Source organism: Amycolatopsis vancoresmycina, from assembly GCF_000716785.1.
In the GTDB taxonomy this organism is placed as follows: domain Bacteria; phylum Actinomycetota; class Actinomycetes; order Mycobacteriales; family Pseudonocardiaceae; genus Amycolatopsis; species Amycolatopsis vancoresmycina.
Window position 1 is genome coordinate 256,301 of sequence record NZ_JNYY01000009.1, and the last position, 15,837, is coordinate 272,137.

The 15,837-nt window shown below is 72.0% G+C and carries 12 protein-coding genes; 5 read left to right on the plus strand and 7 right to left on the minus strand.

Annotated elements, in window-relative coordinates:
• Window positions 1-30: 30 nt before the first annotated feature.
• Window positions 31-954, plus strand: coding sequence for a cobalamin biosynthesis protein (locus OO60_RS23655; RefSeq protein WP_033262095.1), 924 nt, complete (start codon window positions 31-33; stop codon window positions 952-954).
• Complete coding sequence (locus OO60_RS23660; protein ID WP_003069161.1) at window positions 951-2,432, plus strand: cobyric acid synthase; 1,482 nt, start codon at window positions 951-953, stop codon at window positions 2,430-2,432. The genes OO60_RS23655 and OO60_RS23660 overlap by 4 nt, the downstream gene beginning before the upstream one ends.
• Before the next feature lie 49 nt (window positions 2,433-2,481).
• Here the strand turns inward: OO60_RS23660 and OO60_RS23665 are convergent, their stop codons facing one another.
• Window positions 2,482-3,243 (minus strand): CbtA family protein, encoded by a 762-nt coding sequence (locus OO60_RS23665; RefSeq protein ID WP_003069167.1) that lies wholly within the window; start codon window positions 3,241-3,243, stop codon window positions 2,482-2,484.
• A 19-nt stretch (window positions 3,244-3,262) separates the two neighbouring features.
• On the minus strand, window positions 3,263-3,472 hold the full coding sequence (locus OO60_RS23670) for a CbtB domain-containing protein (RefSeq protein ID WP_003069169.1): 210 nt from the start codon (window positions 3,470-3,472) through the stop codon (window positions 3,263-3,265).
• 287 nt (window positions 3,473-3,759) lie between these two features.
• Between OO60_RS23670 and OO60_RS23675 the strand changes: the two genes are divergently transcribed.
• Complete coding sequence (locus OO60_RS23675) at window positions 3,760-4,656, plus strand: ROK family protein (RefSeq protein ID WP_033262096.1); 897 nt, start codon at window positions 3,760-3,762, stop codon at window positions 4,654-4,656.
• 43 nt (window positions 4,657-4,699) lie between these two features.
• On the opposite strand, the gene OO60_RS23680 is transcribed toward OO60_RS23675, so the two are convergent.
• On the minus strand, window positions 4,700-6,097 hold the full coding sequence (locus OO60_RS23680) for a Dyp-type peroxidase (RefSeq protein WP_003069264.1): 1,398 nt from the start codon (window positions 6,095-6,097) through the stop codon (window positions 4,700-4,702).
• A 231-nt stretch (window positions 6,098-6,328) separates the two neighbouring features.
• Window positions 6,329-6,964, minus strand: a complete 636-nt coding sequence (locus OO60_RS23685) for an RICIN domain-containing protein (protein WP_003069268.1) — start codon at window positions 6,962-6,964, stop codon at window positions 6,329-6,331.
• Window positions 6,965-7,233: 269 nt separating this feature from the next.
• On the opposite strand from OO60_RS23685, the gene OO60_RS23690 reads away from it, so the two are divergent.
• On the plus strand, window positions 7,234-8,223 hold the full coding sequence (locus OO60_RS23690) for an ArsR/SmtB family transcription factor (RefSeq protein ID WP_033262097.1): 990 nt from the start codon (window positions 7,234-7,236) through the stop codon (window positions 8,221-8,223).
• A 5-nt stretch (window positions 8,224-8,228) separates the two neighbouring features.
• On the opposite strand, the gene OO60_RS23695 is transcribed toward OO60_RS23690, so the two are convergent.
• The gene (locus tag OO60_RS23695; RefSeq protein ID WP_003097162.1) at window positions 8,229-8,801 is read right to left on the minus strand and encodes a TetR/AcrR family transcriptional regulator; all 573 of its coding nucleotides are present in this window, start codon (window positions 8,799-8,801) and stop codon (window positions 8,229-8,231) included.
• A 78-nt stretch (window positions 8,802-8,879) separates the two neighbouring features.
• Here OO60_RS23695 and OO60_RS23700 point away from each other — a divergent pair, with 78 nt between their 5' ends.
• Window positions 8,880-9,752, plus strand: a complete 873-nt coding sequence (locus tag OO60_RS23700; protein WP_003097159.1) for an SDR family oxidoreductase — start codon at window positions 8,880-8,882, stop codon at window positions 9,750-9,752.
• 57 nt (window positions 9,753-9,809) lie between these two features.
• On the opposite strand, the gene OO60_RS48210 is transcribed toward OO60_RS23700, so the two are convergent.
• Both OO60_RS48210 and gltB read right to left on the minus strand, forming a co-directional pair.
• A complete protein-coding gene (locus OO60_RS48210; protein ID WP_003097157.1) occupies window positions 9,810-11,258 on the minus strand; it encodes a glutamate synthase subunit beta in 1,449 nt (482 codons plus the stop codon).
• Entirely contained in the window at window positions 11,251-15,822 is a 4,572-nt protein-coding gene (gene gltB / locus OO60_RS23710; RefSeq protein ID WP_003097155.1) for a glutamate synthase large subunit, read from the minus strand. Before gltB ends, OO60_RS48210 begins: the two co-directional genes overlap by 8 nt.
• Between the last annotated feature and the right edge of the window lie 15 nt (window positions 15,823-15,837).

Here is a 15,837-nt window from a genome sequence, read left to right on the forward strand (position 1 = left end):
CATTCTGGTGCACGCGCTACCGTGCGCCACGTGCCACTCCGTCTAGGGACAACCACGGCCGGACTCGTGACCGGATACGTCACCGACGCTCTGTTCGGTGACCCCCGAACGGGGCATCCGGTCGCCTTGTTCGGTACTGCCGCGGGCCGCCTGGAACACCGTCTGTGGGCGGACTCGAAGCCGCGCGGAGTCGCGTACGCCGCGTTGTGCACCTTCGGCGCTGTCGGCCTCGGCGTCGCGCTTCAGGCGGCGACGCGGCGACGCCCCTTCGCCCGGTTCGCGACCACAGCTGTCTGTACGTGGATCGTGCTCGGCGGCCGCGGCCTCGCCGCCGAAGGCGCCGAAATGGCCCGGCTGCTCGAAGCGGGCGAAATGCCCGAAGCGCGTCAGCGGCTCTCGCACCTCTGCGCACGCGACGCGACGACACTCGACTCCGCCGAACTGACCCGCGCCGCCACCGAGTCGATCGCCGAGAACACGTCGGACGCCGTGGTCGCGCCGCTGTTCTGGGGCGCCGTCGCCGGGATCCCGGGCCTGCTCGGCTACCGCGCGCTCAACACCCTCGACGCCATGGTCGGCTACCGCTCGCCGCGCTACCGCCGCTTCGGCTGGGCCGCGGCGCGGGCCGACGACGTCGTCAACCTGGTGCCGTCGCGGATCGGCGCCGCGCTCACCGTGCTGTGCGCGGGTGGCCGGGCGCGGACGGCCTGGCGGATGTGGCGCCGCGACGGCGGGCGGCACCCGAGCCCGAACGCGGGCCAGGTCGAGGCCGCCTTCGCGGGTGCGCTCGACGTCCGGCTCGGCGGGACGAACAGCTACGGCGGCGAGGTCGAGAGCCGCGCGCGGCTCGGCGACGGGCGCGACCCGGAACCGCTCGACCTGCGGCGCGCGGTCCGGTTGTCGCGGCGCGTGGGGGCCGCGGCGGTCGCGCTGGCGGCGGTGGCGGCCCGATGAGCGGCCTGCTCGTCGCCGGCACGACGTCCGACGCCGGGAAGAGCCTGGTCACCGCCGGGATCTGCCGCTGGCTGGCGCGCCGCGGCGCGCGCGTGGCGCCGTTCAAGGCACAGAACATGTCCAACAACTCGATGGTCTGCGCCGACGGCGCCGAGATCGGCCGCGCCCAGTGGCTGCAGGCCCGCGCGGCGGGCGCCGAACCCGAGGCGGCGATGAACCCGGTGCTGCTCAAGCCGGGCAGCGACCGGCGCAGCCACGTCATCGCGCTCGGGAAGCCGTTCGGCACCCTCGAAGCGGGGGAGTACGCCACCGGACGCGCCGGGCTGGCCGAGATCGCCTTCGGGGCCTTCGCCGACCTGAGCTCGCGCTACGACGTCGTCGTCTGCGAAGGCGCGGGCAGCCCGGCGGAGATCAACCTGCGTGGCGGCGACTACGTCAACATGGGGCTGGCGCGGCGGTTCGGGCTGCCGGTGCTGGTGGTCGGCGACATCGACCGCGGCGGCGTGCTGGCGGCGATGTTCGGCACCCTCGCCTTGCTGTCGGCCGAGGACCAGGCGCTGGTCGCGGGCTGGGTGGTCAACAAGTTCCGCGGCGACGTCGGGCTGCTGCGGCCGGGCCTGGACAGCCTGGAAAAGGTCACCGGGCGCCCGGTGCTCGGCGTGCTGCCGTGGCTCGACCGCGTGTGGATCGACTCGGAGGACGCCCTGGCGGCTGCGGGCTGGCGCCGCGAGGCCCGCGGCGGCGGGCTGGGCGTGGCGGTCGTCCGGTTCCCGCGCGCGTCGAACGCCACCGACGTCGACGCGCTGGCCGCCGAACCCGGGGTCACGGTGACGCTGACGGCCGACCCCGACGTGGTCGCGGCGGCGGACGTCGTGGTGCTCCCGGGCTCGCGCGCCACGGTGGGCGACCTGGCCTGGCTGCGCGACCGCGGCCTCGACACGGCGGTGACGGCCCGGGCGGCGGCCGGTCGGCCGGTCCTCGGCATCTGCGGCGGCTACCAGATGCTCACGGAGTCCATTGTGGACGACATCGAGTCGGGCGCGGGCGTGGTGTCCGGCCTCGGGTTGCTGCCGGGGAAGGTGACGTTCGCGGCCGAGAAGGTCCTCGCCCGGCCCACGGGAGCGTGGCGCGGCCACCCGGTGGAGGCCTACGAAATCCACCACGGCTCGGTGGCGACGACGGCCCCGGCGGAGTCCTTTTTGGACGGGGTCCGCGACGGAGCGGTCTGGGGCACGATGTGGCACGGCGCCTTCGAGAACGACGCCTTCCGCCGCGCCTGGCTCACGGAAGCGGCAACGCAGGCGGGGGTCGCCTGGACCCCGGCCCCGGGCGCGCCCGGCTTCGGCGAGTTGCGCGAGGAGATGCTGGACAAGCTGGCGGACGCGGTGGACGAACACCTCGACACGGCGATGCTGGCGACGCTGCTGGAGCGCGGTGCGCCGCCGGACCTGCCGTTCGTCCCCCCGGGCGCACCCTGAGCCCGGCTGCCCCGGCGGGTGGCCCGCCAGGACAGCCGGAGCGGAAGGATCAGGCGGCGACCGCGGTCCGCTGCTTCAGCGCCTTCTCCGCGAACGCGCCGAACGCCAGGCCCAGCGCCAGCCACAGCGTCACCTGCGTGCCGACCGAGGCCGTCCGGAAGCTCCACAGCGTCGAGGCCGGGAACGTGGCCGGGACCTCGTCGACCACCGGCATCAGCCACGCCACCACGCCGATCACGACGAGGTAGCCCGCCGCCGCCAGCAGGAAGCCGTTCCACGCGCCGAGGCGGTCCGCCAGCTTGCGGCCGAACACCGTTGCGAGGATGCCGGCGAGCAGGGAAACCGCGACGAAACCGAAGTACAGCTCGGTCCGCGAGCCGATCGTGCCCGGCTGGCCCACCGCGGGCGGGTTGGCCGGGTACTTCAGGAACGGCACCAGGAACACCACGGCGAACGCGCCCGCCGTCAGCAGCAGCGCCGTCACCCGCGGGCGCAGCGCACCGAGCCGGCCCTGGGCGAACGCGAACGCCAGCGACAGCAGGCCGCCGATCGCGACGCCGTAGACCAGCACGCCGGTCAGCAGGCCGAGCGTGCTCTGGACATCGCGGGGGACGAGCTCCTCTTCGTGTTCTTCAGTCGAAGCCGGAGCAGGTTCCGACGCGTCGTGGGAGTGCGAGTGGGCGCCGCCGGACTCCTCGAGGCCGATGGCCGCGTTCACCGACGGCTCACCGAAGGCGTAGGCGAACCCGAACGCGAGCACACCGGCGATCAGGCCCGCGAGCATGCCGCGGACCAGCAGGGTCTTCATCATGGGAGTACGTGCCCGCCGATCAGTGGCAGGGGAAGGCCAGCAGGTGCCGGCCGTCGTGCACGAACTCGTGGACGTACATGTTCGCGAACACCGCCGTCGCGCCCTGCTCGGCGCTCACGAAGTACAGCGCGATCAGCGCGAGTAGCACCACGAACACCGCCCACGGCACGATCTCACGGATCGGGATGCGGATCGGGAGCGGAACGGCGGGAGCTGCCGTCTGGGTCATGCGTGGCCTCCTCGGGCTTTCGCGGCCTCATCGGGGTCGGTCACGAGGGTCCGGGTCTGGCTTCCCCCTGGCGGGGGTCACAGTGGCGCGACCGCGCGGACTTGCACCGCGTTCCGGAATCTCCTCGTCTGGCCGGTTGAGCGTAGGTGCCCCTTTCACGCCCCGTCAATGAGGCTTGTTCAGCCGTCGGCCGCCGCATGGCCTTCGTCATACCCCGCGACCTGCGCGGGGGGCGCGGCGGCCTAACCAGAACAAGCCTCAAATGTGACAATGCCGCAGTGACTCGAATGGTGGCTGCCCTCGACGTGGGCGGGACGACGATCAAGGCCGCGTTGCTCGACGAGCAGCTGCAGCCCAAGGCGGCGCTGCGTGCTGAGACGGCCCGCAGCGCGGACGGGACCGCGCTGGCCGCGCAGACCGTGGACATCGTGGCCGCGCTGGCCGAGCAAGCGGGGACCGGGCGGCCGTCGGCCGTTGGTGTCGTGGTGCCCGGCATCGTCGACGAGGAAACCCGCGTCTGCCACTTCTCGGCCAACCTCGACTGGCGCGAAGTCCCCTTCGGCGAGCTCCTCGAAGACCGGCTCGGGCTGCCCGTGGCGTTCGGCCACGACGTCACCGCGGGCGGTGTCGCCGAGTTCCGGGTGGGGGCGGGCCGGGGCGCGACGAACGCGGCGTTCATCCCGGTCGGCACCGGGATCGCGGCGGCGCTGCTGCTCGACGGCCGGATCCACCGCGCGCACGGCCAGGCCGGCGAGGTCGGGCACATCGACGTCGGCCACGCGGGCAAGTGCGGCTGCGGCGCGACGGGCTGCCTGGAGGCCATCTCGTCGGCGGCCGCGATCGCCCGCCGCTACACCGAGCGGACCGGCCGCCCGGCCGACGGCGCCCGCGAGGTCGTCGAGCTCGCCCGCCGTGGCGACGAGGTCGCGGTCGCGGTCGTCCAGGACGCGCTCGACGGGCTCGGCCACGGCATCCGGACGCTGCTGACGCTGCTCGGCCCGGACGTGATCGTGCTGGGCGGCGGCCTGTTCACCGCGGCCGACTACGTGCTGGAGCCGGTGCGGGAGTGGCTGGCCGCGCACCTGACGTTCCAGAAGATGCCGGAGCTGCGGATCGCCGAGCTGGGCGACGAAGCCGGCCGGCTGGGCGCCGGGTTGCTCGCGTTCGACCTGCTCGACGCCTGACGCCGCCGGAGGCCACCACCGGAGTGGTGGCCTCCGCCCCCGGTCAGAGTGAACGCAGGAAGGCCAGCGACGGCATGAAGAAGTACTCCCCGCCCCGCAGCGTCACCGACTGCGGCACCGGGTCGGCCGTCCGCTGGGCCGACCCGCCCCAGTCCACCGTGTAGTCCGACGGATGACGCTCGCCCTGGCCGATCACCGGGTCCAGGCCCGGCGTGACACCGTCGACGATCGGGAAGCCCGGGTTGTCCGCCCAGAGCGCCTGGGTGAACTCGAACTGGTTGTCCAGCACCGAGTTGAAGGCCATGAACAGCAACCCGACCCCGCCGCTCGGCCGCGCCGCGGGCGGCACGTCGGCGTTCGGGTCGTCCGGGCGCTCGCCGTAGGTGACGCCGCGGCGGGCCATCAGGTGCCGCCGCTCGGCCTCCGGTTCCTCGGCGCCGCCCGAGCCGCGCGGGTTCGTCTTGCGGATGTGCGCCTGGAACGGGCACTTCAGTGCGGCGCGGTCGCTGTCGTAGGTGAAGTTGTTGGACACCGGGCTTTCCGCGCCGTCTTCCCGCTGGGTGGTCAGCGGGGTGCCGTCCTCGAAACGGCCGATGATCATCGCCCCGGCCCGTTCGCGGTCCTCGCCGGCCAGGCCGAGCGCGTCGGCCAGGTCCGCTTCGGCCTGCTTGAACCGCCGGACGTTCTGCTCCAGTTTGCGGAACACGAAATAGCTGCCGAAATGCACGGCGGGATCCGGCGCCGCGGTGTCGGGAACCAGCACCTGCTCGAGCGGGGCGGCCGGGTTCCACACGTTGATGCCGTCGGTGTTGTTCTTTTCCGCGTCGACGTCCTCGGTCAGGAACAACGGCTGGCTCCGGCCGTCGACGTACCCGAAGTGCTCGATGCCTTCGCCGCGCGCGTTGACCCGACCCAGCCCGGTTTCCTCGGCGAGCACCGCCGCCGAGTCCGGCAGCAGGCCGAGGATCTCGTTGCGGCGGGCGGTCATCGCCTTGTCGGTGGCGTCGCCGACGAGCACGACGGCGTGGATTTCCGCGCGGTAGCCCGGATCGAACGTCGACCGCGGCGGGTCGTTCAGCTTCCGCCGCGTCGCCGGGGCCGCCATCCCGCGCAGGAATGCTTCGTCCTGCGGGAAGTTCTCGACGGCCAGCGCGCGGTAGCCGGCCGCGGTGAGCCCGACGCCGACGTACGGCGTCCCGGCCGCGCCTTCGCGCCTGAACGCCCCCACTTCGTCGAGGTGGTCCATGGCGGACTTCATCTTCCCGGTGACCGCGACCAGGAAGGCCCGCGCCTCCGCCGCGTCCCCGAACGCGAGGAACAGCGCGGACAGGTGGTCGCGGACGTGGGCCTTGAGGATGTTCGGCTGCAGCTCGCCGAGCATCGTGGCGGCGTCACCGCTCGCCGTGGTCCAGGACAGCGTGGTGGACAGATCGACAGACATTCCGGGTCCCCTCCCGTGCGAAAAAAAGCCCGCCTCTCGGCGGGCACCCGGCCGACCGGAATCCCCCCTCGGCCGACCGGGTCCCCTGAACCCAGAATGCCGTGCCGGAGCCGGCGAATGCCACCTTGTGGCCGGCTTCACACGAAAGATTAAGTTGAGCGCGAAATGTTTTGCCGGTGAAAGCAAAACGCGGGCCCCGGCCGGGGCCCGCGTTTCACGCGCCGTAGCGGATCAGAACCACCACTGCGACTTGCCGCCCGCGATGAAGTCCCACAGCTGCATCCGCGTGCCGTTGCCGCCGACCGAGCCCTCGCCGGTCAGGTAGCGGTTGCTCGACGGGCTCTGCAGCCGCAGGTAGCCCTCGGGGTTGACGGTGTCGATCCACCACTGGTTCTTCTGGCCGGCGATGAAGTCCCACAGCTGGACCTTCGTGCCGTTCTTGCCGATCGAGTTCAGGTCGGCGTCGAGGTACCGGCCGCTCTGCACGTTCTGGAAGCGGAGGTAGCCCTCCGGGTTCCGGGTGATGTAGAACGCCTGGTTCGCCGCGTAGACGTTGCAGTCCCACAGCGCCATGATCGTGCCGTTGGCGTTGATCGTGTTCAGGTCCGCGTCCCAGCAGCGGTTGAAGCCGGCCGACTCGATCAGGTACGCGTCCGCCTCGGCGACGCCGGCGCCGGCGACACCCGGCGTGGACCGGTGCGCGGCACCCACCTTCGCCGGCCGCAGCTTGATCCCCCCGGCGAGCGTCTGCACGCTCACGTTGCCCTTGCCGTCGGTCTGCGCCGCGCCGGCCTGCGGAACGGCGACCAGGCCGAACAGGCCCGCCGCCGCGGCGACCGTCACCATCAGGCGCTTCATCTTCGTCATGGTTCCCCTTCTCGTCGCTTTCACCAGTGACGACGACGGGGAGAACGCAGGCGGCAACCGGCCCCGGGCCACAGTGGACCCGGCGCGTGGCGGTGCCGGCGAATCCCCCTCGCCGAGACCGTCAAACCCCCGAAAGCGGTCTCTCCGCCCATCATTCAGGGCGGTTCCGCCGTCGTCGAGGTGATTTCCCGGAGGGGACAGAACGCAGGTCAGCGGTGTAACGGAACGAGATCGGGTGCCGATGGACCGGCAGACACCCCGGGGGGAGCGTGCGGATCGAACTGACGGTGCCGGACCTCGTCCGCGCCCGCCTCGCGGCGGCGGCCGATCCGATGGGCGAGCTGACCGCGAGCCTGCAGGTCCTGCAGCGGCGCGACGGCGGCCGCAACGCGGCGTCGGCGGCGTTCAACCGGTGGCGCCACCGGGTCTGGCAGGCCCTGCCGGAGTCCGCGCCGGTGCTGATGTGGCTCTGCCGCCCGGATGCACCGGTTCCGGAGTTCCTGCTGCCCGCCGCGGGGCGCTACGACCTGGAGTCCGGGCTCGCCGCGGTGCTCGACACCGGACCGGTGCGCCTCAAGACCGCGTTGCGCACCGCGCCGGCCGGCCGCGACCTGCCGGCCTGGGCGGCCGCCCTCGCCGACGGCGACCCGGCGGGCCTGCCGCGGCTGGCGCAGGCGTTGCAGGACTACCACGACGTCGCGCTCGCCTCGTGCTGGGACGTCGTGTCCGCCCAGGTGGACGCCGACCTGGGGATGCGCACGCAGGTGCTGCTCCACGGCGGGGTCGACGCGCTGCTGACGGGCCTGCGGCCGAAGGTGCACTGGGCGGCGCCGGTCCTGGAGACCGACGACCGGATCGCCGGGACGCTTTCGTCGGAAGGCACCGGCCTGCTGCTGGTCCCGACGTACTTTTCGGTCGGCCCGGTCCTGGTCCCGCCGTTCTCCGGCGGCACGCCCCGGCTGCACTACCCGTGCGTCCGCCAGGCGGCGCAGCCGGCCGGGCTGACGGGCCCGGGCGCCCGCAGGGTGTTGGGGAACGCGCTGGCGGACCTGCTCGGCCCGACCCGCGCGGCGGCGCTGGCGGTCCTCGCGGTGGGGTGTTCGACGTCGGAGCTGGCGGCCCGGCTCGGGGTGACGCCGTCGGCGGTCAGCAAGCACACCGCGGTGCTGCGGCGGGCCGGGCTGATCATCACGCACCGGGAGCGGAACACGGTGCTGCACTCGCTCACGCCGCTGGGGAGTGCGCTGCTGGAGGGGTGAGCCGGTCAGTCCAGGGTGGCCGTGGCCGCCAGGAGCTCCTCCAGCGCCTCCGCCGCCAGTGCCGCGAACTCCCGCTCGTTGCCGGTTGCCGTCCACCGTGCGAAAGCCGTCCAGAACGCCAGGCCGCCGATCTCCGCGGCCAGGGCCGCCGCCGGGTCGCGTACCCCGCGTTCGCGCAGGGCCCCGGCCATCGCGGCCGTGAGCGTCGCCCGCTTGAGGAGCCCGCGCTCCCGCAGGTCGCTGTGGCCCGCGACCACCGCTTGTACCCGGCGGCCGCGCTCCTGCCGCTCCGGCCCGAACTCCGCCGCCGCGGCCGCCAAGGCCGATCCGACCGCCTCGGCCGGGGTCGCGGACGCGGGCGCCGCCGCGATGGCGCCGGCGAAGACGCGGCTCAGCACCTCCTGGCCCGCGAAGAGCACTTCGCGCTTGTCCGTGAAGTGACGGAAGAAAGTTCGCTTCGTCAGCCCGGCCCGCTCGGCGATCTCGGCGACCGTCACGCTGTCGTACCCGCGCTCGCCGAACAGCTCCAGGGCGGCGTCCAGCAGGCGCTCGCGCGTGTTCGGCTCCCAGCGGCTCATACCCCTCAGCCTAGGCGATGACACTTGGTGTCATCACGGTGCTATGGTGATGACACCAAGTGCCATAGGGAGGCTCTCATGCGTGTGTTCGTCACCGGCGCGTCCGGCTGGATCGGCCGGGCCCTCGTGCCGGAACTGCTCGACGCCGGGCACCAGGTCGTCGGGCTGGCGAGATCGGACGAGTCGGCCGGGACCGTCGCCGCGCTGGGCGCCGGCGTCCTCCGCGGCGACCTCACCGACCTCGACGTGCTGGAGGAAGGCGCCCGCGGCGCCGACGGCGTCGTCCACCTCGCCTTCGGGCACGACTTCGCCGCCTTCGACACCGCGATCCGGACCGACGCGGCCGCCGTCGGCGCCATGACCGCCGTGCTCACCGGGAAGCGGTTCGTCGCCGCCTCGGGGACGCCGATGGTGCCCGGGCGCGTGGCCACCGAAGACGACCCCGCCGTCTTCCCCGGCCCGGTGGGCGGCCGGGCGGACATCGCGAGGGCCGTGCTGGAGACGGCGGAGCGTGACGTGCGCGCGTCCCTCGTGCGGCTGCCGCGTTCGGTCCACGGCGAAGGCGACGCCCACGGGCTCATCACGCGTCTGATCGCCCTCGGCCGCGAAAAGGGGATCGCCGCGTACGTCGGCGATGGCACGCAGCGCTGGCCCGCGGTGCACGTCCTGGACGCGGCCCACCTGTTCCGCCTGGCGCTGGAGGACGCCCCGGCGGGCGCGGTGCTGCACGCGGTCGGCGACGAAGGGGTGCGGATCCGCGACGTCGCCGAGGTGGCCGGGCGCCGCCTCGGCCTGCCGGTGACGTCCGTGACCGCCGAGGAACTCGGGTTCCTCGGCGGGATCCTGGCGCTCGACCAGCCGGCGTCCAGCGCGCGGACCCAGCAGCTGCTCGGCTGGCGGCCCGCCGGGCCCGGCCTGCTCGACGACGTCGAAAAGGGTTACTACGACTGAGAAGTGGTACAGCGCCGGCGGCGGTGGCGACGGTGACACCGCCGCCGGCGCTGTGTCTTACGCGATCGGCCGGTCCGTCGGCGCGATCGGGCGGGGCAGGACGTCGCGGCCGGTCAGGTAGGCGTCGACGCCGGCTGCGGCGCTGCGGCCCTCCGCGATCGCCCAGACGATCAGGGACTGGCCGCGGCCCATGTCGCCGGCCACGAACACGTTGTCCAGGCTCGTCTTGAACGCCTGGTCACGGGCCACGTTGCCGCGCGCGTCCAGCTCGACGCCCAGGTCTTCGAGCAGGCCCTGCTTCTGCGGCCCAAGGAAGCCCATGGCCAGCAGGACGAGCTGCGCGGGCAGCTCGCGTTCGGTGCCCGGCACCGGGACGAACTTGCCGCCTTCGTTGCGCACCTCGACCAGCTTCAGAGCGCGCACGCGGCCGTCGGAATCACCCAGGAACTCCTGCGTGTTCACCGCGTAGAGCCGCTCACCGCCCTCTTCGTGCGCCGAGGACACCCGGTAGATCATCGGGTACGTCGGCCACGGGTGGGCGTCCGAACGGGACTCCGGCGGCTTGGGCATGATCTCCAGCTGCGTCACCGAACGCGCGCCCTGGCGGTGCGACGTCCCGACGCAGTCCGCGCCCGTGTCGCCGCCGCCGATGACCACGACGTCGAGGCCCGCGGCCGAGTACGGCGACTCGGTGAGCTCGCCCGAAGCGACCCGGTTGGCCGGCGGCAGGAACTCCATGGCCTGGTGGATGCCGTCCAGCTCGCGGCCGGGGATCGGCAGGTCGCGCCAGTCGGTCGCGCCACCCGCGAGCACCACGGCGTCGTAAGCCAAAAGCTCGGAAGCCGGCAGGTCGACGCCGACGTTCACCGACGTCCGGAACTCCGTGCCCTCGGCGCGCATCTGGTCGAGGCGCCGGTCGAGGCGGGCCTTCTCCATCTTGAACTCGGGGATGCCGTAGCGCAGCAGCCCGCCGATCTTGTCGGCCCGCTCGAGGACCACGACGCTGTGGCCCGCGCGCGTGAGCTGCTGCGCCGCGGCGAGACCCGACGGGCCGGACCCGACGACCGCGACCTTCTTGCCCGTCTTCGTAGCAGGCACCTGGGGCGTCACCCAGCCTTCGTCGAAGGCCCGGTCGATGATCGAGATCTCGACCCGCTTGATCGTCACGGGATCGTCGTTGATCCCGAGCACGCACGCGGTTTCGCACGGCGCCGGGCACAGCGTTCCGGTGAACTCCGGGAAGTTGTTGGTCGCGTGCAGCCGTTCGATGGCCTGCTGCCAGTCTTCGCGCCAGGTCAGCGTGTTCCACTCGGGGATGAGGTTCCCGAGCGGGCAACCCTGGTGGCAGAACGGGATCCCGCAGTCCATGCAGCGGCCGGCCTGCTTCTGCAGCTTCGTGGTGGCGAAGTCCTCGTAGACCTCGCGCCAGTCCATCAGCCGGAGGTCGACCGGACGCCGCTTCGGCTCTTCGCGGGTGGTGGTCAGAAAGCCCTTGGGGTCAGCCATGTGCGGCCTCCATGATCGCCTCGTTCACGTCGCGCCCGTCGCGCTCGGCTTGGACCTGCGCGGCGAGCACGCGCTTGTAGTCCTTCGGCATGACCTTCCCGAAGCGGTCGACACCCGCGTCCCAGTCGGCCAGCAGTTCCCGCGCGACCGCGGATTCCGTTTCGTTGTAGTGCTTCTCCAGCGTTTCCCGCAGGAAGTCCGCGTCCTCGGAGTCGAGCGGGTCGAGGTCGACCATCTCCGGGTTGACGCGGTGCGCGGGCAGGTCCAGCACGTAGGCGATGCCGCCGGACATGCCGGCCGCGAAGTTGCGCCCGATCGGGCCGAGCACGACCATCCGGCCGCCGGTCATGTACTCGCCGCCGTGGTCGCCGACGCCTTCGACGACGGCCAGCGCGCCCGAGTTGCGCACGCAGAACCGCTCGCCGACCTTGCCGCGGATGAAGATCTCGCCGCTCGTGGCGCCGTAGGCGATGACGTTGCCCGCGATGATCTGCTCTTCGGCCGGGTACTGCGCTTCTCGCGGCGGCCGCACGATCAGCCGTCCGCCGGAGAGGCCCTTGCCGACGTAGTCGTTGCCGTCGCCGTAGAGCCGCAGCGTGATGCCCTTCGGCACGAACGCGCCGAACGACTGGCCGGCGGTGCCGGTGAAGGTGACGTCGATGGTGTCGTCGGGCAGGCCTTCGCCGCCCCACCGCTTGGTCAGCTCGGAGCCGAGCATGGTGCCGACGGTCCGGTTGACGTTGCGGACCGGCAGCTCCAGCCGCACCTTGTCGCCGGAGTTCAACGCGCCTTCGGCCAGCTGGATCAGCGTGTTGTCCAGGGCCTTTTCGAGGCCGTGGTCCTGCAGCGTCTGCTGCAGGCGCAGCCCGGCGGGGGCCATGTCCGGCACGTGGAAGATCGGCGACAGGTCGAGCCCGGACGCCTTCCAGTGCTCGATCGCCTTGCGCTTGTCGAGGAACTCGGCGTGCCCGACGGCCTCGGCGATCGACCGGAAGCCCAGCGCCGCCAGGTACTCGCGCACTTCCTGGGCGATGAACTCGAAGAAGTTGACGACGTATTCGGCCTTGCCGCTGAACTTCTCGCGCAGCTTCGGGTTCTGCGTCGCGACGCCGACGGGGCAGGTGTCGAGGTGGCAGACGCGCATCATGATGCAGCCCGACACCACCAGCGGCGCGGTCGCGAAGCCGAACTCCTCGGCGCCGAGCAGCGCGGCGATGATGACGTCCCGGCCGGTCTTGAGCTGGCCGTCGGTCTGCACCACGATCCGGTCGCGCAGCCGGTTGGCCAGCAGCGTCTGCTGCGTCTCGGCCAGGCCGAGCTCCCACGGGCCGCCCGCGTGCTTGATCGACGACAGCGGCGACGCGCCCGTCCCGCCGTCGTGCCCCGAGATGAGCACGACGTCGGCGTGCGCCTTGGAGACACCCGCCGCGACCGTGCCGACGCCGACCTCGGACACGAGCTTCACGTGGATGCGCGCGTTCGGGTTGGCGTTCTTGAGGTCGTGGATCAGCTGCGCCAGGTCCTCGATCGAGTAGATGTCGTGGTGCGGCGGCGGCGAAATCAGGCCGACGCCCGGCGTCGAGAACCGCGTCTTTGCGATCCACGGGTACACCTTCGCGCCGGGCAGCTGCCCGCCTTCGCCGGGCTTCGCGCCCTGCGCCATCTTGATCTGGATGTCGTCGGCGTTGACGAGGTACTCGCTCGTGACGCCGAACCGGCCGGACGCGACCTGCTTGACCGCGCTTCGCCGCTCCGGGTCGTACAGCCGCTCCGCGTCTTCGCCGCCCTCACCGGTGTTCGACTTCCCGCCGAGGCGGTTCATCGCGATGGCGAGGGTCTGGTGCATCTCCATGGAGATCGAGCCGTAGGAGATCGCGCCGGTGGCGAACCGCTTGACGATCGACGAAACCGGCTCGACCTCCTCGATCGGCACCGGCGGCCGCTGGCCGTACTTGAAGTCGAACAGGCCGCGCAGGGTCAGCAGCTTCTCGGCCTGGTCGTCGACGGCCTTCGTGTACTCCTTGAAGACCTCGTACTTCCCGGCCCGCGTGGAGTGCTGGAGCTTGAACACCGTCTGCGGGTTGAACAGGTGCGGCTCGCCTTCGCGCCGCCACTGGTAATCCGCGCCCGTCTCCAGCTCGCGGTGGGCCGCCCGGACGCCGTCGGCCGGGAACGCGTACTTGTGCCGCTTCGCGACCTCGTCGGCTAGCGTCTCGAAGCCGACGCCGCCGAGGCGGGACGTCGTGCCGGTGAAGCAGTTCTCGATGACCTCTTCGCCGAGCCCGATCGCCTCGAAGATCTGCGCGCCGGTGTAGGACGCGACGGTCGAAACACCCATCTTGGACATCGTCTTGCGGACGCCCTTGCCGAGCGCCTTGATCAGGTTCTGCGTCGCCTGCTTCGGCGTCACGCCGGGGATCAGGCCCTGGTGGGCCATCTCCTCGACGGTCGCCATCGCCAGGTACGGGTTCACCGCGGCGACGCCGTAGCCGATCAGCAGCGCGATGTGGTGCACCTCGCGCGCGTCGCCGGCCTCGACGATGAGGCCGACCTGCGTGCGCGTCTTCTCGCGGACGAGGTGGTGGTGCACCGCGCCGGTCAGCAGCAGCGACGGGATCGGCGCGTGGTGCTCGTCGACCCCGCGGTCGGACAGCACGATCAGCCGGGCGCCGTCCTCGATCGCCTCGGACACCTCGGCGCGGATCTCGTCGAGGCGCTTGATGAGGGCGTCGCCGCCGCCGTGCACGTTGTAGCGGCCGAGCACGGTGACCGCCTGGAACTCCGGCAGGTCGCCGTCGTCGTTGACGTGCACCAGCTTGGCGAACTGGTCGTTGTCGAGCACCGGGAACGGCAGCACGATCCGGCGGCAGCTGGCCGCGTTGCCCGCCAGGAGGTTCGGCTCGGCGCCGATCTGGGTGCCGAGCGCGGTGACCAGCTCCTCGCGGATGGCGTCCAGCGGCGGGTTCGTGACCTGCGCGAACAGCTGGATGAAGTAGTCGAACAGCAGCCGCGGGCGGCTCGACAGGGGAGCGAGCGGCGAGTCGTTGCCCATCGAGCCGATCGGCTCCGCGCCGGTGCGGGCCATCGGCTCGAGGATGGCTTCGAGCTCTTCCTCGGTGTAGCCGAACGCCTGCTGGCGGCGCACGAGCGCGGCGTGCAGCGGGACCTCGCGGTCGCGCTCCGGCAGCTCCTCCAGGTGCACGAGGCCGGCGTCGACCCACTCGTCGTACGGGTGGGCGGTGGCCAGCTCGGTCTTGACCTCTTCGTCCTCGATGATCCGGCCTTCGACGGTGTCGACGAGGAACATCCGGCCGGGTTCGAGACGTCCCTTGCGGACGATCGTCGCCGGGTCGATGTCGAGCACGCCGACCTCGGAGGCGAGCACGACGAGGCCGTCGTCGGTCACCCAGTACCGGCCGGGACGCAGGCCGTTGCGGTCGAGCACCGCGCCGATCTGGCTGCCGTCGGTGAAGGCGACCAGGGCCGGGCCGTCCCACGGCTCCATCAGCGTCGAGTGGAACTCGTAGAACGCGCGCCGGGCGGGGTCCATCTCCTGGTGGTTCTCCCAGGCCTCCGGGATCATCATCAGGACGGCGTGGGGCAGCGAGCGGCCGCCGAGGTGCAGCAGTTCGAGGACCTCGTCGAAGGACGCCGAGTCGCTGGCGCCGCGGGTGATCACCGGGTAGATCCGCTTGAGGTCGCCGGGGACCAGGTCGGTCTCCAGCAGCGCCTCGCGGGCGTCCATCCAGTTGCGGTTGCCGCGCAGGGTGTTGATCTCGCCGTTGTGCGCCACGTACCGGTACGGGTGCGCCAGCGGCCACGACGGGAACGTGTTCGTGGAGAAGCGGGAGTGCACCAGGCCGATGGCGCTGGTGACGCGCTCGTCGGTGAGGTCGGCGAAGAAGCGCTCGACCTGCGGTTCGGTGAGCATTCCTTTGTAGACGATCGTGCGCGAGGACAGCGACGGGAAGTACACGTCGTCGTCGACGAGCTCGTGCTCCGCGCGCTTGCGGACGCAGAACGCGCTGCGCTCGATGTGCAGCGGGTCCGAGTGCTCCGGCTTCGGGCGGCGCGCGGCGAGGAACAGCTGCGTGAAGTGCGGCATGGTCTCGGCCGCGGTCGGCCCGCAGTGCTCGGTGTGCACCGGCAGCTCGCGCCAGCCGAGGACGCGCATGTCCTCCTCGGCGGCGATCCGCTCGATGGTCGTCATGGCCCGGCCGCGGCGCTTTTCGTCCTGCGGCAGGAAAGCCGTGCCGACCGCGTAGGTGCCCGGCTCGGGCAGCTCGAAGTCCACGACGGCGCGGTAGAACTCGTCCGGGATCTGGATCAGCAGGCCGGCGCCGTCGCCGGTGTCCGGTTCGGCGCCACGAGCCCCGCGGTGTTCCAGGTTGCGCAACGCGACCAGGGCCTTGGCGACGATCGCATGATCTCGGCGCCCGGTCAGGTCGGCGACGAAGGCGACACCGCAGGCGTCGTGTTCGTAGTCGCTCCGGTACAGGCCTTCGGCCTCGGCGTTGCTGAGCTGCTCCCCGGACGGGGGCAGGGAACTGGCACGGTGGGTCACGGCTGGCCGCCTCCC

What these genes read in the sequence shown, in the direction of transcription:
- OO60_RS23660 (WP_003069161.1), top strand. Translation starts at nt 951, where the DNA reads ATGAGCGGCCTGCTCGTCGCCGGCACGACGTCCGACGCCGGGAAGAGC.
- OO60_RS23665 (WP_003069167.1), bottom strand. Translation starts at nt 3,243, where the DNA reads ATGATGAAGACCCTGCTGGTCCGCGGCATGCTCGCGGGCCTGATCGCC.
- OO60_RS23670 (WP_003069169.1), bottom strand. Translation starts at nt 3,472, where the DNA reads ATGACCCAGACGGCAGCTCCCGCCGTTCCGCTCCCGATCCGCATCCCG.
- OO60_RS23675 (WP_033262096.1), top strand. Translation starts at nt 3,760, where the DNA reads ATGGTGGCTGCCCTCGACGTGGGCGGGACGACGATCAAGGCCGCGTTG.
- OO60_RS23680 (WP_003069264.1), bottom strand. Translation starts at nt 6,097, where the DNA reads ATGTCTGTCGATCTGTCCACCACGCTGTCCTGGACCACGGCGAGCGGT.
- OO60_RS23685 (WP_003069268.1), bottom strand. Translation starts at nt 6,964, where the DNA reads ATGACGAAGATGAAGCGCCTGATGGTGACGGTCGCCGCGGCGGCGGGC.
- OO60_RS23695 (WP_003097162.1), bottom strand. Translation starts at nt 8,801, where the DNA reads ATGAGCCGCTGGGAGCCGAACACGCGCGAGCGCCTGCTGGACGCCGCC.
- OO60_RS23700 (WP_003097159.1), top strand. Translation starts at nt 8,880, where the DNA reads ATGCGTGTGTTCGTCACCGGCGCGTCCGGCTGGATCGGCCGGGCCCTC.
- OO60_RS48210 (WP_003097157.1), bottom strand. Translation starts at nt 11,258, where the DNA reads ATGGCTGACCCCAAGGGCTTTCTGACCACCACCCGCGAAGAGCCGAAG.